Genomic DNA, 25208 nt, shown 5'->3' on the forward strand with positions numbered 1-25208 from the left:
TCCAGAAAAACAACGTGAAGCCCGCCGCCCATGGCGTCGATCAACGGCTTTTACCTTGTTTTCACCGCCGCCTCACCGGGCGTTATTACCATCGCGGACATGGATGACCCTTTGATCTATCCGGCCCGGGAGGGCCTCTACTGCGCCGCCGGGGACTTCTACGTCGACCCCTGGCGACCGGTCCCCCGGGCCGTGATCACCCACGCCCACGCCGATCACGCCCGCTCCGGCAGCGCCCGCTATTGGGCCCACCACCAGAGCGTGCCGATTCTGCGCCACCGCCTGGGCCGCCAACATCACTTCGAAGCCCTGGACTATGGCGAAAGCCGTCGCTTCGGGCCGGTGCGCGTGAGCCTGCACTCCGCCGGCCATGTGCTCGGCTCGGCCCAGGTGCGCCTGGCCCATGACGATGGCCGGGTGTGGGTGGTCACCGGCGACTTCAAGCGTGACCCGGACCCCACCTGCGCACCCTTCGAGGTGGTGCCCTGCGACACCCTGATCACCGAGTCCACCTTCGCCTTGCCCTGTTACCGCTGGCCGCCAGTGGAAGAGGTGGCTGCCGGCATCGGCCGCTGGTGGGACGACCATCCCGACCGGCCCTGCATTTTGTTCACCTACGCCTTCGGCAAGGCGCAACGGGTGCTGGCGGCGCTGGCGGAGCGGCCTGAACACGCCGGCCGCACGGTGTATCTGCACGGGGCCATGGTGGCGTTGACCGAGCTGTACCGTCGCGCGGGTGTGCCGATGCTTGCCACCGCGCCGGTGTCCGCCTTGCCTCGGCAGCATGATTTCAGCGGCGAGCTGATTCTGGCGCCGCCGTCGGCGGCCGGCAGCCCCTGGATGCGCCGTTTCAAGAACGCCAGCACCGGCTTTGCTTCCGGCTGGATGCGCATTCGCGGCAACCGCCGGCGGCGCGGCTACGATTACGGCTTTGAACTCAGCGACCACGCGGACTGGCCGGCGTTGCTGCGCACCGTGCGCGAAAGCGGCGCCCGCACGGTGCTCACCACCCATGGGCGCAGCGACGAACTGGTGCGTTATCTCAACGAAGAGGAAGGCATCGAGGCGCGCGCCTTGAGCACGCTGTACGGCGGGGAGGGCGATTGATGCGCGACTTCATCGCCCTGTTCGCGGAGCTGGACGCCACCAGTCGCACCAGCGTCAAGCTGGACGCCCTGAAGCGCTATTTCGACCGGGCCCCGGCGGACGACGGCGCCTGGGCGGTGTACATGCTCACCGGCCGCCGCATGAAACGGCTGGTGGGCGCGCGCAAACTGCGCGCCTGGGTCACCGAAGCCTGCGGCCTGCCCGAGTGGCTGGTGGAAGAGACCTACCAGCACGTGGGCGACCTGGCGGAAACCATCAGCCTGCTGATGGACCCGGCCCCGGAACCGGCGCCCGCGGACACCTCGCTGACCGCCTGGGTGGAAGGCGGCGTCCTGGCCCTGCGCGGCCAGGACGAGGCGGAGCAGAAAGCCCGGGTGATGGCGCAGTGGCGGCGGCTGCCCCGCGAGGCCTGTTTTCTCTACAACAAGCTGCTCACCGGCAGTTTGCGGGTGGGCGTCTCCCGGGGGCTGGTGGAGCGGGCCCTGGCGGAACTGAGCGGGCTGCCCCGGGCGTTGATCGCGCGCCGGCTGATGGGCGAGTTCGAGCCCGGCGCCAGCTTCTTTACCCACCTGCTCAGTGAGGAGCGCCGCGAGGAGCGGGACGGCCAGCCGTACCCGTTCTTCCTGGCGTCGCCGTTGAAGGACGAACCGGACAGCCTCGGCCCGCTGAGCGACTGGCAGGCGGAATGGAAATGGGACGGCATCCGCGCCCAGTTGATTGCGCGGCCTAACGGCGTCTGGGTGTGGTCCCGGGGCGAGGAGCCCATGGCGGGCCGCTTCCCGGAAGTGGAGGCCGCCGCCGGGGCGCTGCCCGAGGCGGTGCTCGACGGTGAACTGGTGGCCTGGCACGACAGGGTGCTGCCGTTTTCGCAAATGCAGCGCCGCATTCAGCGCAAAACAGTGGGCGAGAAGCTGCTGCGTGAAGTGCCGGTGGCGTTTCTCGCCTACGACCTGATTGAGTACCAGGGCCGGGACTGGCGGGCGCGCCCCCTGCACGAGCGCCGCGCGGCCCTGGAAACCCTGATCGCCGACGCCGACGAGCCGGCCTTGAAACTGAGCCCGCTGGTGGACGCGCCGGACTGGCCGGCGCTGGCCGCGTTGCGCGCCGACAGCCGCGAGCACCAGGTGGAAGGGCTGATGCTGAAGCATCGGGACAGCCCCTACCGCAGCGGGCGGGTGCGTGGCGACTGGTGGAAGTGGAAGATCGATCCGCTGACCCTGGACGCGGTGCTGCTCTACGCCCAGCCCGGCCACGGCCGCCGCGCCAATCTCTACACCGATTACACCCTGGCGGTGCCGGACGGCGACGGCTATGTGCCGATCGCCAAAGCCTACTCCGGGCTGAGCGACCAGGAGATCGGCCGCCTGGACCGCTGGATCCGCCGCAACACGGTGGAGAAATTCGGCCCGGTGCGGTCGGTGCAGCCACATCATGTGTTCGAGATCGCGTTCGAGGGCATCCAGCCGTCGCCGCGCCATAAATCCGGCATCGCCCTGCGTTTTCCGCGCATCGCCCGCTGGCGCCAGGACCTGACGCCGGACCAGGCGGACAGCCTGACCCAGGTCAAGGAATTGCTGGATGCCTACGGCAGCTGACGGTCTGGCGGCGGTGGACGCCTGGTTCGCCCGCCAGGGCTGGTCGCCGGCGCCGTTCCAGCGCCGCGCCTGGGCGGTGTTCCGCGACGGCCGCTCCGGCCTGATCCATTCCCCCACCGGTTCGGGCAAGTCCCTGGCCGCCTGGTTGGGGCCGGTGTCCCGGGCGCTGGATCGCGGCGACCGGGGCGGCGGCCTGCGGGTGCTGTGGATCACCCCGCTGCGCGCGCTGGCCGAGGACACCGCCGGCAATCTGCGCGAGGCGCTGGACGGCGTGGGCCTGGACTGGCGCGTGGAAACCCGCACCGGCGACACCGGTTCCGCCGCCCGGGCGCGCCAGCGCAAGCGGTTGCCCGAAGCGCTGATCACCACGCCGGAAAGCCTGTCGCTGCTGCTGTCGTACAAGCACGCCGCGCAGCGCTTCCAGCACCTGGACGCGGTAATCGTCGACGAATGGCACGAGCTGCTGGGCAGCAAGCGCGGCGTCCAGCTGGAGCTGTGCCTGGCGTGGCTGCGCGCGCGCCGGCCCGGCCTGCCGGTGTGGGGGCTGTCCGCCACCCTGGGCAATCTGGACCAGGCCATGGCGGTGCTGCTCGGCGGCGGGCAAGGCGGGCCACCCGGCGGTGAGCGCATCGCCGGCGACAGCCCCAAGACACTGACGGTGCGCGGCCTCTGCCCGGACCAGGTGGACCGCTTTCCCTGGGCCGGGCATCTGGGGCTGGCGCAACTGCAACCGGTGATCGACTACCTGGAACAGGGCCGGACGGCGCTGCTGTTCACCAACACCCGCGCCCAGGCGGAGCTGTGGTTCGAGGCGCTGGCCAAGGCGCGGCTGGACTGGATCACCGAGATCGGGCTGCACCACGGCTCCATCGACCGGCGCCTGCGGCAGAAGCTGGAGAGGGTTTGCGCGACGGCGCCTTCCGCTGCGTGGTGTGCACTTCGAGCCTGGACCTGGGCGTGGATTTCTCGCCGGTGGACCGGGTGGTGCAGGTGGGCAGCCCCAAGGGCGTGGCGCGGCTGATGCAGCGCGCCGGGCGCTCCGGCCACCGGCCCGGCGCCGACAGCGAAATCCTGTGCGTGCCCAGCCATGCCTTCGAGCTGGTGGAGATCGCCGCCGCCCGGCGCGCCTGGGCCGCCGAGCGGGTGGAGGCGCGCCCGCCCCTGACCCTGTGCCTGGACGTGCTGGTGCAGCACCTGGTGACCCTGGCGGTGGGCGACGGCTTCCAGGCGCCCCGGGTGCTGGCGGAGGCGCGCGCCACCCACGCCTTCGCCGGCCTCACCGACACCCAGTTTCAGTGGTGCCTGGACTTTATTACCCGGGGCGGCGCGGTGCTCGAGCATTACCCCCAGTTCCGGCGGGTGGTGAAAGAAGACGGCGTCTACCGGGTCAGCGACCAGGGGCTGGCGCGCCGCCACCGCATGGCGGTGGGCACCATCACCAGCGATTACCAGATGCGCGTTAAATACCCACGCGGCGGCAGCATCGGCACCATCGAGGAGAGTTTTGTCGCCCGCCTGAAGCCCGGCGATGTGTTCCTGTTTTCCGGCCGGGCCCTGGAGCTGATCCGGGTGCGTGATATGACCGCCTATGTGCGCGCGGCCAAGGGGCGGCGCTCGCTGGTGCCGCGCTGGCAGGGCGGGCGGCTGCCGCTGTCCACGGAGCTGGCGGACACGGTGCTGGATATCCTCGAGGAGGTGGCCGGCGGCGATTACCGGGATCAGGAAGTGCAGGCGATTCGTGACGTGCTGGAAGTGCAGCTTGACCAGTCGGCACTGCCGTCGCGGCGCCAACTGTTGATCGAGCGCAGCCGCTCCCGCGAAGGCACCCACTGGTTCCTGTTTCCGTTCGCCGGCCGGCTCGCCCACGAAGGGCTGGCGTCGTTGCTGGCCTGGCGGCTGGGGCAGCGGTTTCCCGCCACCTTCTCGATCTCGGTGAACGATTACGGGCTGGAGCTGCTCACCGCGGCCAAGGTGCCGCCGCTGCACGAGGACGACTGGCGCGCGCTGTTGACGCCGGAATCCCTGGTGGAGGATGTGCTGGCGGCGCTCAACGCCGGCGAACTGGCGCGCCGTCGCTTCCGGGACATCGCGCGGATCAGCGGGCTGGTGTTCCAGGGCTACCCCGGCAAGGGCAAAACCGGCAAGCAGCTGCAGGCGTCCAGCGGCCTGCTCTACGACACCCTGGACCGCTACGACCCGGACCACCTGCTGTTGGATCAGGCGCGCCGCGAGGTGCTGGAAAGCCAGCTGGAAATCGGCCGGTTGCGGGCGGTGCTGGAGCGGGCCCGCGACCAGGCCCTGGTGCTCACCGCTCCCGAGCGGTTCACGCCGCTGGCGTTTCCGCTGTGGGTGGAGCGCCTGCGTAACCGGCTGAGCACGGAGAGCTGGCGCGACCGGGTGGCGCGCATGACCGAGCGCCTGGAGAAACACGCGGACCGGCGGGCGGGGGACGCATGAGCGACAGCCTGGCACTGACCCTGGCCGGTGAGACCGTCTGGCTGCACGGCGACCGGGCCCTGTTCTATCCCGGCGAAAGCGCGTTGCTGGTTGCCGACACGCATTTTGGCAAAGGCGCCTTCCTGCGTCGCCGTGGGTTGGCGGTACCGGGGGGCGAGAGCCGCGCGGACCTGGACCGGCTCAGTATTTTAATCGAGCATTTTCAGCCGGCACGACTGATCGTTCTAGGGGATTTTTTCCACCATCGGCCAAGTCGGGGTGAGCCGTTTCTGGATGCTTGGCCAGCTTGGCGGGCGCGCCATGCGTTACTGACCCCGGAGGTCGTGATTGGCAATCATGACCGTCACGCCGAGGGCCTCGACCTGGATATGATCTGGCACTCGCATTTGGACTTGGGACCTTTCCGGCTTGCCCATGACCCCTATCCGGTCAGCGGTCGACACGTCCTCGGTGGCCATCTGCACCCGGCTTACCGGTTGCATGGCGGCGCCGACAGCGTGCGCGCCCCCGTATTCTGGCTGCGCGACGGTGTCACCGTGTTACCTGCCTTCGGCGGTCTTACTGGAGGCTGGCCGATTCGCCCGGCACGAGGGGAAAAGGTGGTGATGGCTCTGGATGGTGACCTGTATCCTCTGCCCTAGAGCGGGGAGGCAACCCTGCCAGGATTCGCTACGAAGCGAGGTTTGTGGGAGCTTGCCTTGCAAGCGAAAGGCCGGCAAAGCCGGCCGGTAGGATTCCAGAGAGGCTGTTTGTGCTGCCGTTAGAGAGTGCTCTGGGATCCTGCCGGGAGCTTCGCTCCCTTTCGCGGGCAAGGCCCGCTCCCACAGCCCGCTCCTGCCCGGGGAGGTTTAAAGGGTGTCGGTGAGCAGGATGCCGAGGCTGAAGCGGGTTTCGTAATCGTCGTAGTTGATCAGCGAGTCGCCGTAGCCGGTGAAGACCTGCACCAGCCCCTTGAAGCGATCGTTGATCGGGAACGAGTAGTTGATCTGCCCGGCGCCTTTATTGTCGGAGCGCAGGTTGTTGCGCACCATCAGCTCCAGCACGTGGTTGCCGAACACCCGGGCCACCTCCAGCTGAAAATTGCCCATGTACTTTTCGATGTCCGGGTTGTTGTCGCCGCGCGGATCGAGCGGGAAATCCTTCTCTTCCTCGGGGATACGGTACCAGGGCATCACCGACACATAGTAGGAGCCGATCTGCGACACATGACGCAGGTAGAGACGGTTCCAGCTGCGTGAGGTGGGCTCGTCCTGGCCGTTGGAATCATGGCGGAAACCGAACGCCAGCAGCTCGGACTGCACCGGGCCCAGCTGCCAGTCGATGGGTTTGGCGAGGAACACCTCCGGGGTGAAGTTGATCTCCCGGAACGGGCGCGAGTCCTCGCTGTTGTAAGCCTGCCAGAAGAACACCCCGGTAAACGCCATGTACAGGGTGCTGCCGTCCCAGAAGTCGTCGTACACCGGCGCTTTCAGGGAGAACTGGAACTTCACCTCGCCGGAATCCAGGTTCTGGTCCTCGCGGTCCGGGTCGTTCCACTGGGGGTTGCTCCAGTGGCTGTAGGGCATCAGGTAGTTGCGTCGGTGCGGGGTGATCACGAACGGGTTTTCCTGGCTGGTCTGCTCCAGGGCCAGGCGGGCGCGCAGGGCGTCCTCGTGGGGCAGCCGCTGCTTGGGGGCGCCGTCGTCGCACCAGCCGCGCAGCTGTTCCAGGGTGACGTCGTCGCCGGCGGTCTGGGCCGCGCGCAGCAGACAGGCCTCGCGCTTGCGGGCCTGCTCCTGGGCGGCCGCCGCGGCGTTGTCCTCGGCGGTGGCGTCGCCGTTACCGCCCTCCGTCTGTTGAGCGAAGGCGGTCTGGCCGGCGGCGAAAACAAAGGAAAAGAGTAACAGCGATGAGGAGAGCAGCCGTTTCATCGGGGCATCCTTGGCGGTGGTTCTCGGGCCTATAGGGAGCGAAGTTCGTCGTCTTCCATGGTGCGAGCTTCTTCTTCCAACATGACAGGAATACCGTCGCGCACCGGGTAGGCGAGGCCGCTCGCCTTGCACATCAATTCGTTCTTCCGCTCGTCGAAAATCAGCGGTGCCTTGCTCACCGGACAGACCAGAATATCCAGCAGGTTGGGGTCGATCATGGCGGGTCGCTCCTGTTCGTGTGCCCTGATACTGAGCGGAACTATACCAGCCTTCCCGGACGAAAAGTGGTTTCAAACGCTTGTTTGACTTACGGGTCACAAATAGTTGTGGGCACCGGCTTTCGGGCGGCGCTACCATTGCCGTCCTGACGATGGACCCGCCCCGTTTCGCTGCTCTTTCCACAGACCTCCGGGGCCGGTTTCCCTGCATTGCAAACCATTCCGGGAGATCCGACATGCCTGATTACAAGGCTCCCCTGCGCGACATGCGCTTTGTGCTGAACGAAGTTCTCGACCTGGACGGCCACTACGCCAAACTGGGTCTGGAAGAAGTGAACAGCGAACTGCTCAACGCCTTCCTGGAAGAGGGCGCCAAGTTCGCCGAAAACGAGCTGTCGCCCCTGAACCGTTCCGGTGACGAGGAAGGCTGCGGTTTCGAGAACGGCGTGGTGACCACCCCGAAAGGCTTCAAGGAAGCCTACGCCAAGTACGTGGAAGGCGGTTGGCCGGCCATGGGCGGCGACCCGGAATTCGGCGGCCAGGGCCTGCCGGGCTCCTCCAGTATCGCCATCTCCGAAATGACCGGCACCGCCAACTGGTCCTGGAGCATGTACCCGGGCCTGTCCCACGGCGCGGTGGCGACCATCGAGGCCCACGGCACCGACGAGCAGAAGCAGACCTACCTGCCCAAGCTCACCAGCGGTGAATGGACCGGCACCATGTGCCTGACCGAAGCCCACTGCGGTTCCGACCTGGGTCTGCTCAAGACCAAGGCCGAGCCCCAGGCCGACGGCTCCTACAAGATCACCGGCACCAAGATCTTCATCTCCGCCGGCGAACACGACATGGCCGACAACATCGTCCACATCGTGCTGGCCCGCCTGCCGGACGCGCCCAAGGGCACCAAGGGTATCTCCCTGTTCATCGTGCCCAAGTTCCTCACCGACGGTAACGGCGGCGTGGGCGAGCGCAACGGCGTGGCCTGCGGCTCCATCGAACACAAGATGGGCATCAAGGCGTCCGCCACCTGCGTGATGAACTTCGACGGCGCCACCGGCTACCTGATCGGCCCGGAGAACAAAGGCCTGAACTGCATGTTCACCTTTATGAACTTCGCCCGTCTGGGTACCGCCATCCAGGGCGTGGCCCACGCCGAGCTGGGTTTCCAGGGCGGCCTGACCTACGCCAAGGACCGCCTCGCCATGCGCAGCCTGTCCGGCGCCAAGAACGCCGACGGCCCGGCCGACCCGATCATCGTGCACCCGGACGTGCGCCGCATGCTGCTGACCAGCAAGGCGTTCGCCGAAGGCGGCCGCGCGCTGGTGTACTTCTGCGCCCAGCTGGGCGACACCGTAAAGCTGGCCAAGGACGAGGAAGAGCGCAAAGAGGCCGACGCCCTGATGGCGCTGCTGACCCCGATCGCCAAGGCGTTCGTCACCGAAGTGGGCCTGGAAGCGGCCAACCACGGTGTGCAGATCTACGGCGGCCACGGTTTCATCCGCGAGTGGGGCATGGAGCAGAACCTGCGCGACGCGCGCATCTCCACCCTGTACGAAGGCACCACCGGCATCCAGGCGCTGGACCTTCTGGGCCGCAAGGTGTTGATGACCCAGGGCCAGGCGCTGCGCAACTTCACCAAGATCATCCACAAGTTCTGCGAAGCCAACGCCGACAACGACAAGCTCAAGGAGTTGATCGAGCCGCTGGCGGCCAGCAACAAAGAGTGGGGTGATCTGACCCAGGCCATCGGTATGCAGGCGATGCAGAACCCGGATTCCGCCGGCGGCGCCTCCGTGGATTACCTGATGTACTCCGGTTACGTGACCCTGGCCTACCTGTGGGCGCTGATGGCCAGCAAGGCCCAGGCGCAGCTCGACGCCGGTGCCGGTGACGAGGACTTCTACAAGGCCAAGATCAGCACCGCGCGGTTCTACTTCAAGCGCATCCTGCCCCGTATCGCCGGCCACAAAGGCGCCATCGAGGGTGGCATCGACAGCCTGATGGAGCTGGACGCGGAGCATTTCGCGTTCTGATGGCGGCCGTCACTGGTCCGATCGAAAAGCCCGGCCTTCGCGCCGGGCTTTTTTTTGTGGTGTGTGGCACCTGTGGGAGCTTGCCTGGCAAGCGAAAGGGTGGCTTTAGCCACCCGGCAGGATTCCAGAGACGCTTTTGTGCGGCTGGAAGCTGCGAACCGCGTGGTGAAAATTTCCCGGCGATACCGCTATAGTTAGGGGCTGGGGGAACCGGCTGCCGGCCGGAACAATAATATTCTGGGGGAAAAATGAAAAAGCTGCTTCTCGCGGTCCTGGTGCTGGGCGGGCTCTGGCTGGCCGCCGGCTATGTGATCGGCAATAAGGTGGAAGACACGGTGCGCGCCCAGGTGGCGGGCCAGGAAATCTTACCGGGCTCCGACCTGGTGCGGCTGGATATCGCCGAGTACGACAAGGGGCTGTTCGGCGCCGACACGCGTATTTGTCTGGTGTTCGACCGGCTGCCGCCGGATATGGCCATGCTGCAGGCCTACTCCGGCAAGCTTTGTGATCGCGGTGAGGTTCACTACGGGCCGCTGCTGTTCGGCCCCGACGGTCCGTCCTTGGGGCTCGCCTACGCGCGCAGCGAGCTGGACCTGAGCCCGCTGCCGCCGGAAATCAAGCAGATGGTCGACGGCCTGTTCGCCGGCCAGCCGCCGGTGATCGGGCACAGCTGGTATACCTTCGACGGCGGCGTGGACCTGCGGGTGCTGGTGTCGCCGTTCCGGTTCGAGAGCCCCGAGCTGAGTGCCTCGCTGGCGGAGCTGCGCATGGACGGTCGGGTCGACGACCCGGTCGCCAAGGTCGGCGACTTCTTTGTGCGCGGCCGCGACCTGCGCGTGGCCGGCCCGCAGGGCGCCCTGGTGCTGCCGGAGCTGGACGCGGAAGTCCGCCTTAAGGCCATGCTCGGCGAGGTGCTGCCGCTGATCGACATGACCATGGCGGCCAACGGCCTCAGCGTCAGCGCCGGTGGCCGCGAGCAGGTGGCGGGCAACGTGACCCTGCGCACCCGCACCCGGGAAGACGGCGACACCCTGAGCGGCGACAGCGGCCTGTGGCTGGACGCGCTGAGCGGTGACCAGGTGCCGGAGCGCGTCGACAGCGCCTGGTTGGGCTTTGACTGGCACGGCTTCGACCGCGCCGCCGCCATCCGCGTGCAGCGCATCTCCCAGGAGCTGGACAGTCTGCAACTGGAAATGATGATGCAGGCGATGAGCGGCGAGGGTGACGCCGCCGCGATGCAGGAGAAGGGCGAGCGGATGGCCGCGTTGGGGGAAGAGATGATCACCGTGATGAGCACCCAGCTGCTGCATCCCGAACGCACCGGCATGACCGTCAAGATGGTGATGGACGGCGCCGGCGAACGCCAGCTCACCCTGGACAGCGCCCTCGATTACAACGGCCTGGACGGCCTCAACCCGAGCTTCGCCGAGCTGCAGATGCTGCCGCCCGCGGCGCTGGCCCGGCTGGTGGACCTGAGTGTTGATTTCGACGCCGCCTCCGCGCTGCTGCCGCCCGGCCTGCGCGCCGGCCTGGTGGACTACCAAAGCGGCGGCTGGCTGCGCCAGGAGAACGGCCGGTTGCGTACCCGCCTGACGCTGGAGCAGGGCGAGGTCACTCTCAATGGGGAATCGATGACGGTCGAGGAACTGATGAGCAAGGGCCAGGCGGCCGCCCGTGGTGGGGTGAGTACTGACTTGCCGGAGACCTTGGACAGCGGCGGCTATTAACCCCGCTGCCGGGGGCGCCCGCCGTTTCGGCGAGCGCCCACCGGGTCAGGCTTTCGAGGTCAGGGTGTTGTAGCTGGTGATCAGATTGCGGTAATCCGGAATGTGATTGGAGAACAGCGTACCCAGCCCCTCGATGTCGTTGCGCCAGTCGCGGTGCAATTCACAGGCGGCCCCGAACCAGGTCATCAACTGCGCCCCCGCGGCGGCCATCCGCTGCCAGGCGGCGTCCCGGGTCATGGCGTTGAAGGTGCCCGACGCGTCCGTGATCACGAACACTTCGAAGCCTTCCTCCAGAGCCGACAGGGCCGGGAACGCCACGCACACCTCGGTGACCACGCCGGCGATGATCAGCTGCTTCTTGCCGGTGGCCTTCACCGCGTTGAGGAAATCCTCGTTGTCCCAGGCGTTGATCTGGCCGGGCCGCGCGATGTAGGGCGCGTCCGGGAACTGCGCCTTGAGTTCCGGCACCAGCGGGCCGTTGGGGCCGTCCTCGAAACTGGTGGTGAGGATGGTGGGCAGCTGGAAGTACTCGGCCAGGTCCGCCAGGGCCAGCACGTTGTTTTTGAAGCGGTCCGGGTCGATGTCGCGGACCAGCGACAACAGGCCGGCCTGATGGTCCACCAGCAGTACCGCCGCGTCGTCCTTATTCAAGCGATTGTAAGTACTCATGATATAGCTCCTTGATGGCTGGAGAAGCCGGCTGCCTCTCCATGGTTTGAATGCTATAAATGGGACGGTGTGCCGGGTAGTAGGCTAAAATGCTACGCTTTGTTCTACTTGTGGGACGATGATGGCGGCGCAATGGAAAACCTGAACGATCTCTATTACTTCGCGCAAACCGTGGAGCACGGCGGCTTCGCGCCGGCCGGCCGCGCCATCGGCGTGCCGAAATCCAAACTGAGCCGCCGGGTGGCGGCCCTGGAAGACCGGCTCGGGGTGCGCCTGATTCACCGTTCCACCCGCCACTTCTCCACCACCGAGACCGGCCAAACCTACTACGAGCACTGCAAGGCCATGCTGGTGGAGGCGGAAGCCGCCCAGGAGGCCATCGACAGCGTGCGGGCGGAGCCCCGCGGGGTGATCCGGCTGGCTTGCCCGGTGACGCTTTTGCATGTGCACGTGGGCCCGTTCCTGGCCGGCTTCATGCGCGATTACCCGGGTGTCACCGTGCATCTGGAGGCCACCAACCGCCGGGTCGATCTGGTGCACGAAGCGGTGGACGTGGCGATCCGCGTCCGCCAGCCGCCGCTGGAAGACAGCGACCTGGTGATGAAGGTGCTGTCCGAGCGGCATCTGGGCCTGCTCGCCAGTCCGGATCTGATCGAACGCTACGGCGTGCCCGCCGGCCCCGAGGACCTGGCCGGCTGGCCCACGCTGTGGCTGGGCAGTCCGGCGCCGCGCTATGAATGGCACCTGTACGGACCCCGGGACCAGCCGCTGTCGGTGCGTCACGCTCCGCGCTTCGTCACCACCGATATGGTGGCCCTGCGCCGGGCGGCGCTGGGTGGGGTCGGGGTGGTGCAACTGCCGCTGCTGACCGTCCGTGATGCCCTGGCGCGCGGCGACCTGGTCCATGTGTTGCCGGACTGGGCGCCGCCACGGGACATCATCCATGCGGTATTTCCGTCCCGCCGGGGCATGCTGCCGGCGGTGCGCGCCCTGATCGACAGCCTGGCGGCCTACTACGCCTCCTTCGAGGAGCAATAGGCCGCCGCTGGCCCGGCGGGGGGCCGCCGTGCTGTAATCAGCCCATGATCAAGGTATTCCTGTGGCGTGCCCTGGCGCTGCTGTGCGTGGCCCTGGGCTTGATCGGCGTGGTTCTGCCGGGCATGCCCACCGTGGTGTTCATGCTGGTGGCCGCCTGGGCCGGCGCCCGGGGCTGGCCGCGCCTGGAGACCTGGTTGCTGGATCATCCCCGTTATGGGCCGCCCATCCTCCATTGGCGTGAGCGCGGCGCCATATCCCGGCGCGGCAAATGCGCCGCCTCCACCATGATGCTCGTCAGTATCGGCATCATCGCCTTGTCCCCCGTGCCCAACCCGGTCAAGATCGGCGTCCCGCTGTTTCTGTGCGCCCTGATGTTGTGGCTGTGGCGCCGCCCGGAGCCCCGGGAAGAGGATGAACGGCGGGTCACAAATAAACATTTACGCCCTGTTCGCCGGGACTAAACTATCGTCCCGCGACCAAGCTGTTTCGGGAGATATGCCAATGGCCACCTATAAAGCGCCCCTGGAAGACATGCGCTTCGTCCTTAACGATGTGTTCGAGGCCGATAAGCTCTGGGCTTCCATGTCCGCCACCGCCGAGGTGACCCGCGATCTGTCCGACGCGATCCTCGATGAAGCGGGCAAGATGGTGGAAAACCTGCTGTTCCCCCTCAACCGGGAAGGCGACGAGCAGGGCTGCCACTTCGACAACGGCGAAGTGACCACCCCCGAAGGCTTCAAGGAAGCCTTCAAGACCTACGCCGAGAACGGCTGGAGCGCGTTTTCCGGCAACCCGGAATTCGGTGGCCAGGGCATGCCCAAATCCCTGGCGGTGTTGTTCGAGGAGATGATGCACAGCGCCAACTCCTCGTTCGCGCTGTACCCGGCGCTCACCAACGGCGCCACCCTGTGCCTGGACGCGCACGCCTCCGAAGAGCTCAAGCAGGCCTATCTGCCCAAGCTCTACAGCGGCGAGTGGAGCGGCACCATGTGCCTCACCGAGCCGCACTGCGGCACCGACCTGGGCATCATGCGCTCCAAGGCGGTGCCCAACGACGACGGCTCCTACAATATCTCCGGTACCAAGATCTTCATCACCGGCGGTGAGCACGACATGGTGGACAACATCATCCACCTGGTGCTGGCCAAGCTGCCGGACGCCCCCGCCGGCTCCAAGGGCATTTCCCTGTTCCTGGTGCCCAAGTTCCTGCCCGACGCCAACGGCGACGCCGGGGAGCGCAACGGCGTCGCCGCCGGTTCCATCGAGCACAAGATGGGCATCAAGGGCTCCGCCACCTGCGTGATGAACTTCGACGACGCCAAGGGCTGGATCATCGGCGAGCCCAACCAGGGCCTGGCGGCCATGTTCACGATGATGAACTACGAGCGCCTGTCCATCGGCATCCAGGGCCTGGGTCTGGGTGAGGTGAGCTACCAGAGCGCCGCCGACTACGCCCGCGAGCGTCTTCAGGGCCGCGCCGCCACCGGCGTCCAGAACGAAGGCGGCAACGCCGACCCGATCATCGTCCACGGCGACGTGCGCCGCATGCTGCTGACCATGCGCGCCCTCAACGAAGGCGGCCGGGCGCTGTCCGCCTATGTGGGCATGGAGCTGGACAAGGCCAAGTTCTCCGAGGACGAGGCCGAGAAAAAAGCCGCCCAGGACCGGGTCGCCCTGATGACCCCGGTGGCCAAGGCGTTCTTCACCGACCGTGGCTTCGACACCACGGTGATCGGCCAGCAGGTGTTCGGTGGCCACGGCTACGTGCGTGAGTGGGGCATGGAGCAGTTCGTGCGCGACTGCCGCATCTCGCAGATTTACGAAGGCACCAACGGCATCCAGGCGCTGGATCTGGCCGGCCGCAAAGTGACCCGTAACGGCGGTAAATACGTGGAAGCGTACCTCGCCGACATGCGCCGCTGGATCGATGACAACGGCAACCAGCCGGGCTTGGACGGCATCAAGGAACGTCTGGTCAGCGCCGTGGATCTGCTGGAAAGCACCACCGCCGAGATGCTGCGCCAGGCCGGCGACAACCCGGACGCGGTCAATGCCAACGCGGTGGAGTACCTGGACCTGTTCGGCTACGTCACCTACGCCTGGCTGTGGGCGCGCATGATGGTCACCGCCGCGCAACGCGACGACGACTTCGGCCGCGCCAAGGTCACCGTGGGCCGCTTCTACTACGAGCGCCTGCTGCCCCGCGCCGGCGCCCTGGCCGAGCAGATCAAGGCCGGTGCCGGCACCATGATGAGCCTGGATCAGGACCTGTTCTAAGCGGGAACCCGGATCCAGCTCAGCACCCCGGCCTCTTCGTCCCGCCGCTGGTAAGGCAGAATTTCCCCCTGCCGCCAGTCGGCGGACAGGGTGGTCAGCAGGCGGATCCGGTCTTCTCCGTCCAGGGCCGCGTCCTGGAAGTAAAAGCGCCGTCCGGTGAGCGGGTAGAGCGCTTTGAACAGACTCTCCTTCACCGAAAACGTCAGCGTGATCCGGCGTGCCTGCTCGGCCTCATCCAGGCCCTGCAGGGCCTGGCGTTCCTGTTCGGTCAGTATCTCCCCGGCCAGGCGTAGCGCCCGGCGCGGCGCCAGCCAGGCCTCATAATCCAGACCCAGCCCTTGCCATTGATCCCGGTGCCCCACCAGCGCCGCGGCACGCCCGTGGCTGTGGGTGATGGCGCCCACCAGGGGCGCCGGCCACAGCGGCGCGCGGTCTTTGCCCAGCGCCGGAATCAGGCTCTCACCGGTGAGCGCTTGGCCGGCGGTGGCGGCGCACACCCGGCCGGCCAGGTACTCGCAGCGGCGCTTGGCGATGGCGCCGCGCAGGGTGTCCGGCTCGGGGACGCGGGCCAGCTGGAAGGCGTTGTCGCGCAGTTGTTCCGGGCGAAACCGGCAGCGCGCCAGATACAGGCCGGCGTCCCAGGCGCTAACGTCCAGGTCGTGCAGGCAGGGCGGTATCAAGCGCTGGTCGGTCATGGGATCGGTCGTGGCGTGCGAGAGCCGTTATTGTACGCACCGGGGCGGACCGCTGTCTTTTTCGTCGCGGTGGACGTCGCATGTCGCCACGCTCCCCGCCGCCGCTTTTGTGGTACAACGAAGGGACCAGCACCGGCGTGAGGAGGTGGGTATGACAAGGTCGTTAGCGATTCTGGGTGCCAGCGGGCACGGCAAGGTGCTCGCCGATACGGCGATGGCGTCCGGGTGGCGGAAAATCGAGTTCTACGATGACGCCTGGCCGGACAAACAGGCCAACGAGCGCTGGCAGATCGTCGGTTGCAGCGGCGCGCTGCTCGACGCCCTGGTGCACATCGATTCGGTGGCGGTGGGCATCGGCCGTAATGACGCCCGCCTGAGCCGCCTGCGCGAACTGGTGTCGAAGAACGTGAGCCTGGCCACCATCATCCACCCCCAGGCGTCGGTGAGCCGTTTCGCCGAGATCACCCCCGGCGCGGTGGTGCTGGCCGGCGGCGTGGTCAGCGTGGACAGCCGCGTCGGCCTGGGGGTGATCGTCAACACCGGCGCTACCGTGGACCGGGATTGCGTGATCGGCGACGGTGCCCACCTTTGCCCCGGCACCCATTTGGCCAGCAACGTCACCGTCGGCGAGGGCAGCTTTATCGGTATCGGCGCGGTGGTGCGCGAAGGCGTCACTATTGGCAACAATGTGGTGGTGGGCGCCGGCGCCGTGGTGCTGCACGATGTCCCCGACGGCGCCACCGTGAAGGGCGTGCCGGCCCGCTGAACGGGCCTTTTCAATTGGAGCGTTGAATGACCACGACAAGAACCTATTTGATCACCGGTGCCAGCAAGGGCATCGGCCGGGCCCTGTCCCAGCGGCTGGCGGCCGCCGGCCACGGCGTGGTGGGCATCGCCCGCCGCGCGGACGACCGGGACTTTCCCGGCACCCTGGTGTCGGCGGATCTGTCCGACCGCCAGCAGGCGGAGGACGTGTTCGCCGACCTGGCGCGCCGCTTCCGGTTCGACGGTGTGGTCAACAATGTGGGCCTGGTGCGCCCGCAGCCGCTCGGCGAGATCGACCTGGACAGCTTCGACGCGGTCATGGGCGTCAACCTGCACTCCGCCATCCAGGCCACCCAGGCGGTGCTGCCGAACATGCGCGAACAGGGCTGGGGCCGGGTGCTCAATGTGTCCAGCCTGACCGTGCTGGGCATGCCCGGGCGCACCGCCTACGCCTCTGCCAAGGCGGCGCTGGTGAATTTCACTCGCACCTGGGCGCTGGAACTGGCGCGCACCGGCATCACCGTTAACGCGGTGGCCCCCGGGCCCACCGAGACCGAACTGTTCCGCGAAAACAATCCGCCCGGCAGCGAGGGCGAGGCCCGCTATCTGGCGTCCGTACCCATGGACCGCTTCGGCAAGCCGGACGAAATCGCCGCCGCCATGGAATTTCTGCTCGGCGAGCACAGCGGCTACATCACCGGCCAGACCCTGTTTATCGACGGCGGTGCGTCGGTGGGGAGAGCGGCGTTTTGACCATGAATGACGACCTGACGTTCTGTCTGACCCGGCCCACCGAGGTCCCCGCGCCGGACGGCCTGCAAGCCTGGTGCGAACAATGGCGCCAACTGGCCGCCGAGCGCCATGACCCGGTAGGGCTGGCCCTGCGCGGCGGCTTCGCCGCCGACCGGGTGGGCTGGGCGTTCGCCGCCGGCTATCAGTCGGCGCTGCGACAGCTGATTCAAGTGAACGGCGGCACCGTGGACGACCACGAACTGTTGGCCATGTGCGCCACCGAAGCCGGCGGCAACCGCCCCCGGGACATCGAAACGCGCATCGCCGACGACGGCGCGGGCGGCGTTACCGTCACCGGCCGGAAAACCTGGACCACCCTGGGCTCCGCCTGCACCGGCCTGCTGGTGGTGGGGCGCGTGGACGGCGGCGGCGAGACCGACCTCCCGGCGCTCAAGATCGCCCGCGTCGGCACCCACACCCAGGGCGTCAGCCTGGTGGAAAAGCCGCCGCTGGAGTTCGTTCCCGAAGTCCCCCATGTGGCCGCCGTGTTCGACGGTGCCAAGGCCGAAGCATTGATGCCCGGTGACGGCTACAGCGACTTCGTGAAGCCGTTCCGTACCGTGGAGGACACCTTCATCGCCCTGGCGGTGCAGGCCTGGCTGGTGCGGGAAGGCCGCGCCCGGGGCTGGCCCCGGTCTTTTCTGGAAAGTCTCATCGCCAGCCTGACCGGGCTCGCCGCCGTGGCGGCGCAACCCGCCGGTGCGCCGGCCACCCATATCGCGTTGACCGGCGCCCTGGCGCGCACCAACGACCTTTACCAGCAAGCGGACGCGCTCTGGGCCGATGAGCGGGACGCCGCCGCCGAACGCTGGCGGCGCGACCGCCCGCTGTTCCAGGTCGCCGGCAAGCCGCGCGCCATGCGCGCGCAGCGCGCCTGGGAAAGCCTGGGCGGTTAACCCGGCTTTTCATCCGTACCGGCGCGCCCGAAACAAGGAGTGTCCATGAAGCAACCGCACCGGATTCAGTGCAAGCGCGTCTATGACGGCGTGGAAAAGTCAGACGGCCACCGCGTGCTGGTGGACCGGGTCTGGCCGCGCGGTATCAAGAAAGAAGACCTGCGGGCGGATGAATGGCGCAAGGAACTCTCGCCCTCCAGCGAGCTGCGCAAGTGGTTCAACCACGACCCGCAGCGCTGGGCGGCGTTCTACCAGAAATTCCACGCCGAGCTGGACCAGCAAGGCGAGGCCGTCGAGTCTGTTTTGGAAAGCGCTCATGGCGGCACGCTGACGTTGCTCTATGCCGCCAAGGATACCGAGCACAACAACGCGGTGGCGTTGAAGATGTACCTTGAGAAGCAGTGACGCGCCTGTTCCTCCTGGTTCACTGGCTGTCCTCGGCTTGCTTTAAATAGCGTTGCGCCAGGGCGGCACCCACCAGAATCTGGATCTGGTTGTAGCAGATGATCGGCAGAATGATCATGCCGAACCCGGGATGGCCGGCGAACAGCACCTTGGCCATCGGCAGCCCCGACGCCAGGCTCTTTTTCGAGCCGCAAAAGACCGCGGCGATTTCATCGGCCCGGCTAAAACCGGCGCGCCGCGACAGCCAGGTGGTGAGCGCCAGCAGTATCACCAGCAACAGCAGACACAGCGCCACGGCCAGCACGATGGCGGTGGCCGGCAGTTGCTGCCACAGACCGCTGGCCACCGATTGGGAAAAGGCCGCGTAGACGATCAGCAGAATAACGCCCTGGTCGTAGCGGGCGGAAAAGCCGGGGTGCCGGTCCAGCCAGGGACCGAGCCAGCGGCGCAGCCCATGGCCGAGGGCAAAAGGCAGCAGCAACTGAAGGACGATATCCCTGAGCGCTTGCAAGGTATCGAAGCCGCCGTCGCCGGTGGTGCTCACCAGTAACATCAACAAGAACGGGGTGAGCATCATGCCGAACACGTTGGAAGCCGCGGCGCTGCAGATGGCGGCGGGCACGTTGCCCCGGGCCATGGCGGTAAAGGCGATCGACGAGGACACCGCCGACGGCAATACGCCCAGGTAAAGAAACCCCAGGGCCAGATCCTCGGGGATCCAGCGCGGCGCCAGCCCGTCGATCGGCAGGACCAGGAGCGGAAACAGTAGAAACGTCAGCGCGGCGATAAACAGATGCAGGCGCCAATGCGTGGCGCCGGCGCGGATCTGGTCCCGCGACAGGGCCGCGCCATGGATAAAGAACAGCACCGCCACGGCCAGGGTGCCGAGCCGCCCCAGCCACGCCGCCAACGTGCCCTCGGCGGGCCATAGCGATGCGGCCAGGATGGCGGCCAGCAGGATCAGGGTGAACGGGTCGGGGCGCAGGCGCATCAGAGGCCTCGAGCCACGCTGATCAGCGTCAAACGCAGCACCTTGCCCTTGCTGGGCCAGTCGATGGTGGCGCCCACGGATAAACCGAGCAGGGCCGCGCCCACCGGGCTCAGGATGGACAGCCGGTCCGGGCCTTCGCTCACTTCGTCCGGCATCACCAGCATAAGACGGTGCTCCCGGCCGTTGTCCTGATTCTTGAAATAGGCCCAGCGGTGCAGTGTCACCACGTCGTCGGGCATCTCTTTCAGGGGGCGGCACTCGGCCCGGTCCAGTTCGTCATAGAGGTGCTCGACCACTTCCTGGTCCTCGTGGTGGTGCTCAAGCAGAGCGTAAAGGCGGTCGCGGTCAAGGGTGGAAATAGTAATAGGGGGCAGGTTGGCCATGCCATATTCTCCAATGGAAACGTGAGGGTGCGTTTGTCCCCGGCGGCGCCGAACCCCCGGGGACGTTCCATTGGGGTGCGGCGTCAGGTATGGAAGGCGTGCGTCGACGCCGACCACTGGTCGGTGTCGATAGCCCGGTTTTGAAGGTTTGAAAGCGTCATTCGGCTACCCTACCAGCCCCGCCTTTTTTTGCCATCGGTTATTGCCGTTGGCTGTCTCAGAACACTGGTTTTACGCCGAAATCATCCGGGTTGACGATGCCTTGCAGGGTTCCGATCTGGTGGAAGTCCGCGGACGTCAACACGGTATCAATGGAGGTGTCCGGAAACGCCAGGTTTTTTGTGAGCTGCACTTTATTCGGTGTGCCTTTGCCGTCTATATCCATGACCCAGGCCAGAAAGCCGCCGGAGAATCTGGCCAGGCTCCCGATCGGGTAGAAACCGTAATGTTTAATGTACTCGACCACGATTTCGGTCTCATAGAGGTCGGGACGGACATAGACCCAGCGGTACGCATCCAAAGGCGGCATCGGCGCCGCGCCGTTTCGCTCATGGGTGAGTTTATTTACCACCTTGATGACGGATAGCAGCTTGGCCTGGCCCGAGAGCCGTGACGCGGCTTTGCCGGCGGGGTAACCGCTGCCATCCAGGCGCTCGTTCGCGTTCTCGATGATATCCCGGCAGGTTTTTGTCGGCTCCCAGTTCAAAGCGGCCAGCTTCTTTAGAAGGGTATCCGGGTGCCTTTTGAGGAGGTCTCTCTGGGCGGGATTCATATTCACTTTTAAAGACGGTATCTGTTTGCCGATTAAAAGAGGCTTGCCCATGTTATGGATCAAGGCGCCGATGACAGCCTCTCGAATCTGCCTTGAGTATGGGTCCCGCGTGATCAACATGTCGGCGAGAAGGCCCGATGATTGCACCGCGTGACGCACCCATTCGGGCTGCCCTCTGAGGAAAGAGAGTGCGTAGAGCAACTGTTTTCGGTTCTCTTTCACGCCGTCTATCAAGATGTCACCACATTCGAACAGCGTGTCTTCGCTGAAGATACCGCGGTTTTTTATGAACATCATGATGACTTTGAGCTGCTGAGCGACCTTTAACACTTCTGGAACCATGGCGGGCTGCCGGGACATTTTGGACTTCTCGCTTTTACTAATACTGGTGGCCGTGGCGCCGGTTCTTTTTGCAATGAAAAGCTCCGAAGGTGTGACGTTCTCCTTCAGACCGGACCGGCTGGCGGCTTCCCGTTCGCATTCTGCGATATGTTGGAATATCTCCTTGCTCATGGAGCTGGACACGTCGATGAATTGAAGGCCGACCGCCGCGCGTCCAAGGCTGCCGAACGGACGTATGTGGCGGACCCGCCCTTTCGAAAAAAGACATTCACCATTGGGGAAGGTGATGGCCAGGTCCGGCACTGTTTGCCCCACATATAGTGAAAGACTGTCTTCGATCGACATGTCGGCCAGACAGCCGCCCGCGGAGAAGTTCCGAACCCGCGCTTCTATAGTCAGCTCGGATTCATAGGCCGAGATCGATACCCTGGCGTTCATGCCGAGTATGAAGGGTATTCGCAATGCGCCACGGCTTTCGGTAACAAAGACCGATTCCGGAAGCCGGCATCGAATCAGGTATGTATCGGCATCCTTTTTGTGCACCTCTGCCGGGATCCTGTCGAAACTGTGTACCTCTTTTTCGTGACCCTCGGGAGTGATTTTTGCTTCGATATCGAACGAAAAATAACCATCACGAACGTAATGCGTCAGGTCTCTTCCGGCGGCGCTGACTTCCAGGAGAAGCAGTCCGGTTTTTGTATCGAGCCCGTTACCTCCGCCTTCAAGGAGTGGGCCAGGCGCTTGGAAAACAGAGTTATGTCGTGGTCGTGACTTACCAGGCGCTGGATCACGTTCGCGGTATGGTTGCCATTGGAATGTGACATAGCTGCATACTCGTTCTTATACGCCAGTGTTGGTTTTAGGGCCCTTGCAGCCAGCGGATGTGCCGCATTGACGGTTAGTGTGAACATAACGTGAAGGTAGCCTGAAAATCGCACACTGAACAGTGGTTAGTACGAAAAAAGTACGAGCGTTCACGATGTCGCAATACCTTTGTGGCTTGCTACCGTTATTCCGATTCTTGAAATAGGCCCGTCGGCGCGGTGTCACTATGTCTTCGGGTTTCTCGACGGCCGACCTGTCCGCCTCTATACTCCGCTCATCCGCAGGAGAGAGGGCCGCGGGCCCCGCCGAAGGCGCAACCTCCCATAAACGCTCAGGCACAGGTACTGCGGACACCATCCAACGCCGTCTGGAGAGAGGCTGCTCACGCAGTCCACCGAAGGGGCAAGCAGACCCGCTCTGTAAACTCTCAGGTAGCAGGACAGGGGGAGAGGCCAAGTAAACGCAGGAGTACTGTGTGCTGACCTCTGTCTATCTCATTGCCATCACCGCCGAAGCCATGTCCGGAGCCCTGGCCGCCGGACGCCGCAACATGGATCTGTTCGGGGTGGCCGTGATCGCCTTTCTCACCGCTCTGGGTGGCGGTACCGTTCGCGACATTCTGTTGGGCAACTTCCCGGTCACCTGGACCCAGCATCCCAGCTACATCTACATGACCCTCATCGGTGGCCTGGTTACCATTGCGATCGCCCGGTTCATGCGCCACTTGCGCCAGCTGTTTCTGGTTCTCGATGCCATCGGCCTGGTCGCTTTTACCATTATCGGCTGCAATGTCGCGCTGGAGCTGGGTTATGAGCCCATCGTGGTGGTCATGTCGGGGATCACCACCGGCATCTTCGGCGGGATCATCAGGGACATTATGTGCGGCCGGGTGCCACAGGTGCTGCGCCGGGAAATCTACGCCTGTGTGTCTCTGGTGGTGGCCGTGCTGTACCTGTTCCTGCTGCGCCAGGGCGTGGGCGAGGGCGTGACGCAACTGGCCGCGTTCAGCGTCGGCCTGCTGCTGCGCATGGTGGCCATCCGCTGGCGTGTCTCGCTGCCGGTGTTCCGTTATTCGCAGGCGCGCTGGGGTTAGGCTCTGGATGGGTGGTTCGGGAAATGGGGAGATGGTGGGCCCAGCAGGACTTGAACCTGCAACCAACGGATTATGAGTCCGCTGCTCTAACCAGTTGAGCTATAGGCCCGAGATAGTTTTGATTGTTGTTGCCGCAGGCTACGCCTGCTTTCGCGGGCCGGGCCCGCTCCCACAAGGGTGCCCGGACAGCGGGACTGTCCGGGCCGGTAGTTATATACCGAATTACATGTCCGCGTCGAGGAAACTGCGGAGATGTTCGCTGCGCGAGGGGTGGCGGAGCTTGCGCAGCGCCTTGGCCTCTATTTGACGGATCCGCTCCCGGGTGACGTCGAACTGCTTGCCCACTTCCTCGAGGGTGTGGTCGGTGTTCATGTCGATGCCGAAGCGCATGCGCAGCACCTTGGCTTCGCGGGCGGTGAGGTTGGCCAGCACTTCCCGGGTGGCTTCTTCCAGGCCCAGGGAGGTGGCGGAATCCACCGGCGAGTCCACGTTGCCGTCTTCGATGAAGTCGCCCAGGCTGGAGTCCTCGTCGTCGCCGATCGGGGTCTCCATGGAGATCGGTTCCTTGGCGATTTTGAGCACCTTGCGGACCTTGTCTTCCGGCATTTCCAGGCGCACGCCCAGTTCTTCCGGGGTCGGTTCGCGGCCCATTTCCTGCAGCATCTGGCGTTGCACCCGGTTGATCTTGTTGATCGTCTCTATCATGTGCACCGGAATCCGGATGGTGCGGGCCTGGTCGGCGATGGAGCGGGTGATCGCCTGCCGGATCCACCAGGTGGCGTAGGTGGAGAACTTGTAGCCACGGCGGTATTCGAACTTGTCCACGGCTTTCATCAGGCCGATGTTGCCTTCCTGGATAAGGTCCAGGAACTGCAGGCCGCGGTTGGTGTATTTCTTGGCGATGGAGATCACCAGGCGCAGGTTGGCCTCGACCATTTCTTTCTTGGCCCGGCGCGCCTTGGCTTCGCCGATGGAGATGCGGCGGTTGATCTCCTTGATGTCGGCCACGGGCAGGCCGATGACCTCTTCCAGGGTCATGATCTTGCGCTGGTTGCGCTGGATGTCTTCTTTCACCAGGCGCAGCTTGTCGGCGTAGTCCTTGGACTTCTTGCTCTTGAGCGTCTGATCCACCCAGTCCATGTTGGTTTCGTTGCCGGGGAAGATCTTGATGAAGTCACGGCGCGGCACGCCGGCGCGGCGGATCGCCAGCGCCATGATGTGGCGCTCGAAGCGGCGCACGGTGTCCAGGTGGGTGCGGGCGCCGACCAGCAGCTGGTCGTAGATGCGCGGCACCAGTTTGAACAGGGTGAAGTGCGCGGCCAGGGCTTCCTGGGCCTTGGCGGTGCTGGCGTGGTCGCGGCCGTTGCGCTTGAACGAACGCTGCGCCTTCTCGTAGAGCTTCTTGAGCTCGGCGAAACGCTCCGCCGCCAGGACCGGGTCCAGGCCGCCTTCGTCCTCTTCTTCCTCGTCAGCGTCGGCGGTGTTCTTGTCGGCGTCGTCCTCTTCGTCGTCGTCCTTCTGCTTGGCTTTCTCTTTTTCCTTCTCGCGCTCTTTTTCCTTCGCCGCCTTTTCAGCTTCCTCGCGCTTCTTCTGGCTGAAGCGCGGCTCTTTGTTGGCGTTGGTGGCGGCGGCGCCGTCGTCGTTGGGGTCCAGGTAGCCGGCGATCACGTCGGTGAGCTTGCGCTCTTCGTCGGTGATGCGCTGGTACTCGTCGAGGACCATTTCCACGGCGCCGGGCCAGAAGGCGAGGGCGTGCATGACTTCACGGGTGCCTTCCTCGATGCGCTTGGCGATCTCGATTTCGCCTTCCCGGGTGAGCAGCTCCACGGTGCCCATTTCGCGCATGTACATGCGCACCGGGTCGGTAGTGCGGCCCGGTTCGTTCTCCACGGAGGCGAGCACGGCGGCGGCTTCTTCGGCGGCCATCTCGTCGGTGCTTTCCGCGCTCTCATCCATCATGATCTGATCGGCGTCGGTGGCTTTCTCCACCACGCTGATGCCCATGTCATTGATCATCTGGATGATGTCTTCCACCTGATCCGTGTCGGTGATGGACTCGGGCAGGTGGTCGTTCACCTCGGCATAGGTCAGGTAGCCCTGTTCCTTGCCCAGCGCGATCAACTGCTTCAGCTGTGATTGCTGCTGTTTCTGAGTCGTCATGCGAAAAAGCCCGTGCAGATTGGAAGAGTGTCGAGGAAAACGAGATGTCGTTGGGAAA

Annotated in this window: 23 protein-coding genes, 1 tRNA gene and 2 riboswitches; of the genes, 15 read left to right on the top strand and 9 right to left on the bottom strand. The window is 65.4% G+C overall.

Annotated features, from left to right (window positions below):
* Positions 1 to 30: 30 nt before the first annotated feature.
* The 5 genes from ACEQZD_RS02300 to pdeM are packed head-to-tail and all read left to right on the top strand — an operon-like array spanning position 31 to position 5800.
* Positions 31 to 1107 carry a ligase-associated DNA damage response exonuclease gene (locus ACEQZD_RS02300; protein ID WP_221929712.1) on the top strand — a complete coding sequence of 359 codons (1077 nt, stop codon included), beginning with the start codon at positions 31 to 33 and terminating at the stop codon, positions 1105 to 1107.
* On the top strand, positions 1107 to 2702 hold the full coding sequence (locus tag ACEQZD_RS02305) for an ATP-dependent DNA ligase (RefSeq protein ID WP_142947341.1): 1596 nt from the start codon (positions 1107 to 1109) through the stop codon (positions 2700 to 2702). The genes ACEQZD_RS02300 and ACEQZD_RS02305 overlap by 1 nt, the downstream gene beginning before the upstream one ends.
* Positions 2686 to 3723 carry a DEAD/DEAH box helicase gene (locus tag ACEQZD_RS02310; RefSeq protein WP_370183730.1) on the top strand — a complete coding sequence of 346 codons (1038 nt, stop codon included), beginning with the start codon at positions 2686 to 2688 and terminating at the stop codon, positions 3721 to 3723. The genes ACEQZD_RS02305 and ACEQZD_RS02310 overlap by 17 nt, the downstream gene beginning before the upstream one ends.
* A complete protein-coding gene (locus ACEQZD_RS02315) occupies positions 3606 to 5159 on the top strand; it encodes a helicase-related protein (RefSeq protein WP_370183731.1) in 1554 nt (517 codons plus the stop codon). Before ACEQZD_RS02310 ends, ACEQZD_RS02315 begins: the two co-directional genes overlap by 118 nt.
* Positions 5156 to 5800 carry a ligase-associated DNA damage response endonuclease PdeM gene (gene pdeM, locus ACEQZD_RS02320; RefSeq protein WP_142947339.1) on the top strand — a complete coding sequence of 215 codons (645 nt, stop codon included), beginning with the start codon at positions 5156 to 5158 and terminating at the stop codon, positions 5798 to 5800. The genes ACEQZD_RS02315 and pdeM overlap by 4 nt, the downstream gene beginning before the upstream one ends.
* Positions 5801 to 6007: 207 nt before the next feature.
* On the opposite strand, the gene ACEQZD_RS02325 is transcribed toward pdeM, so the two are convergent.
* Positions 6008 to 7069 (bottom strand): phospholipase A, encoded by a 1062-nt coding sequence (locus ACEQZD_RS02325; RefSeq protein WP_370183733.1) that lies wholly within the window; start codon positions 7067 to 7069, stop codon positions 6008 to 6010.
* 29 nt (positions 7070 to 7098) lie between these two features.
* Positions 7099 to 7287: a Trm112 family protein gene (locus ACEQZD_RS02330; protein ID WP_067606987.1), complete on the bottom strand. Its 189-nt coding sequence runs from the start codon at positions 7285 to 7287 to the stop codon at positions 7099 to 7101.
* 236 nt (positions 7288 to 7523) lie between these two features.
* On the opposite strand from ACEQZD_RS02330, the gene ACEQZD_RS02335 reads away from it, so the two are divergent.
* Positions 7524 to 9320 (top strand): acyl-CoA dehydrogenase C-terminal domain-containing protein, encoded by a 1797-nt coding sequence (locus ACEQZD_RS02335; RefSeq protein WP_142947337.1) that lies wholly within the window; start codon positions 7524 to 7526, stop codon positions 9318 to 9320.
* A 248-nt stretch (positions 9321 to 9568) separates the two neighbouring features.
* A complete protein-coding gene (locus tag ACEQZD_RS02340) occupies positions 9569 to 11047 on the top strand; it encodes a DUF945 family protein (RefSeq protein ID WP_142947336.1) in 1479 nt (492 codons plus the stop codon).
* A 45-nt stretch (positions 11048 to 11092) separates the two neighbouring features.
* On the opposite strand, the gene ycaC is transcribed toward ACEQZD_RS02340, so the two are convergent.
* Complete coding sequence (gene ycaC, locus ACEQZD_RS02345; protein WP_370183736.1) at positions 11093 to 11716, bottom strand: isochorismate family cysteine hydrolase YcaC; 624 nt, start codon at positions 11714 to 11716, stop codon at positions 11093 to 11095.
* A gap of 132 nt (positions 11717 to 11848) precedes the next feature.
* Here ycaC and ACEQZD_RS02350 point away from each other — a divergent pair, with 132 nt between their 5' ends.
* Genes ACEQZD_RS02350 through ACEQZD_RS02360 form a run of 3 tightly spaced genes read left to right on the top strand, consistent with a single transcriptional unit; the run spans position 11849 to position 15031 of the window.
* Complete coding sequence (locus tag ACEQZD_RS02350) at positions 11849 to 12754, top strand: LysR family transcriptional regulator (protein WP_142947334.1); 906 nt, start codon at positions 11849 to 11851, stop codon at positions 12752 to 12754.
* 44 nt (positions 12755 to 12798) lie between these two features.
* On the top strand, positions 12799 to 13215 hold the full coding sequence (locus tag ACEQZD_RS02355) for a YbaN family protein (RefSeq protein WP_142947333.1): 417 nt from the start codon (positions 12799 to 12801) through the stop codon (positions 13213 to 13215).
* Between the two features lie 40 nt (positions 13216 to 13255).
* The gene (locus tag ACEQZD_RS02360; protein WP_142947332.1) at positions 13256 to 15031 is read left to right on the top strand and encodes an acyl-CoA dehydrogenase C-terminal domain-containing protein; all 1776 of its coding nucleotides are present in this window, start codon (positions 13256 to 13258) and stop codon (positions 15029 to 15031) included.
* On the opposite strand, the gene ACEQZD_RS02365 is transcribed toward ACEQZD_RS02360, so the two are convergent.
* Positions 15028 to 15726 carry a 4'-phosphopantetheinyl transferase gene (locus ACEQZD_RS02365; RefSeq protein WP_142947331.1) on the bottom strand — a complete coding sequence of 233 codons (699 nt, stop codon included), beginning with the start codon at positions 15724 to 15726 and terminating at the stop codon, positions 15028 to 15030. The two genes, ACEQZD_RS02360 and ACEQZD_RS02365, sit on opposite strands and share 4 nt — an antisense overlap.
* A gap of 151 nt (positions 15727 to 15877) precedes the next feature.
* Here ACEQZD_RS02365 and ACEQZD_RS02370 point away from each other — a divergent pair, with 151 nt between their 5' ends.
* The 4 genes from ACEQZD_RS02370 to ACEQZD_RS02385 are packed head-to-tail and all read left to right on the top strand — an operon-like array spanning position 15878 to position 18584.
* Positions 15878 to 16492 (top strand): acetyltransferase, encoded by a 615-nt coding sequence (locus ACEQZD_RS02370; RefSeq protein ID WP_142947330.1) that lies wholly within the window; start codon positions 15878 to 15880, stop codon positions 16490 to 16492.
* A 26-nt stretch (positions 16493 to 16518) separates the two neighbouring features.
* Positions 16519 to 17244, top strand: a complete 726-nt coding sequence (locus tag ACEQZD_RS02375; protein WP_142947329.1) for an SDR family oxidoreductase — start codon at positions 16519 to 16521, stop codon at positions 17242 to 17244.
* Positions 17241 to 18179, top strand: coding sequence for an acyl-CoA dehydrogenase (locus ACEQZD_RS02380; protein WP_142947328.1), 939 nt, complete (start codon positions 17241 to 17243; stop codon positions 18177 to 18179). Before ACEQZD_RS02375 ends, ACEQZD_RS02380 begins: the two co-directional genes overlap by 4 nt.
* Before the next feature lie 45 nt (positions 18180 to 18224).
* Positions 18225 to 18584 (top strand): DUF488 domain-containing protein, encoded by a 360-nt coding sequence (locus ACEQZD_RS02385; RefSeq protein WP_142947327.1) that lies wholly within the window; start codon positions 18225 to 18227, stop codon positions 18582 to 18584.
* A 19-nt stretch (positions 18585 to 18603) separates the two neighbouring features.
* On the opposite strand, the gene ACEQZD_RS02390 is transcribed toward ACEQZD_RS02385, so the two are convergent.
* The 3 genes from ACEQZD_RS02390 to ACEQZD_RS02400 form a co-directional block, all read right to left on the bottom strand.
* Positions 18604 to 19575 (bottom strand): bile acid:sodium symporter family protein, encoded by a 972-nt coding sequence (locus ACEQZD_RS02390; RefSeq protein ID WP_142947326.1) that lies wholly within the window; start codon positions 19573 to 19575, stop codon positions 18604 to 18606.
* Positions 19575 to 19958, bottom strand: a complete 384-nt coding sequence (gene rnk, locus ACEQZD_RS02395) for a nucleoside diphosphate kinase regulator (RefSeq protein WP_142947325.1) — start codon at positions 19956 to 19958, stop codon at positions 19575 to 19577. Before rnk ends, ACEQZD_RS02390 begins: the two co-directional genes overlap by 1 nt.
* A 217-nt stretch (positions 19959 to 20175) precedes the next feature.
* Positions 20176 to 21615 carry an HD domain-containing phosphohydrolase gene (locus ACEQZD_RS02400; protein WP_142947324.1) on the bottom strand — a complete coding sequence of 480 codons (1440 nt, stop codon included), beginning with the start codon at positions 21613 to 21615 and terminating at the stop codon, positions 20176 to 20178.
* A 553-nt stretch (positions 21616 to 22168) separates the two neighbouring features.
* Positions 22169 to 22254: riboswitch (glycine riboswitch) on the top strand.
* Positions 22255 to 22350: riboswitch (glycine riboswitch) on the top strand.
* A gap of 22 nt (positions 22351 to 22372) precedes the next feature.
* On the opposite strand from ACEQZD_RS02400, the gene ACEQZD_RS02405 reads away from it, so the two are divergent.
* A complete protein-coding gene (locus ACEQZD_RS02405) occupies positions 22373 to 22990 on the top strand; it encodes a trimeric intracellular cation channel family protein (RefSeq protein WP_142947323.1) in 618 nt (205 codons plus the stop codon).
* Between the two features lie 32 nt (positions 22991 to 23022).
* Here ACEQZD_RS02405 and ACEQZD_RS02410 read toward each other — a convergent pair.
* A tRNA-Ile gene (locus ACEQZD_RS02410) sits at positions 23023 to 23099 on the bottom strand.
* Positions 23100 to 23212: 113 nt separating this feature from the next.
* The gene (gene rpoD, locus ACEQZD_RS02415; RefSeq protein WP_370183741.1) at positions 23213 to 25150 is read right to left on the bottom strand and encodes an RNA polymerase sigma factor RpoD; all 1938 of its coding nucleotides are present in this window, start codon (positions 25148 to 25150) and stop codon (positions 23213 to 23215) included.
* Positions 25151 to 25208 lie beyond the last annotated feature (58 nt).

Source organism: Alloalcanivorax sp. (genome assembly GCF_964221125.1).
Lineage (GTDB): Bacteria > Pseudomonadota > Gammaproteobacteria > Pseudomonadales > Alcanivoracaceae > Alloalcanivorax > Alloalcanivorax venustensis.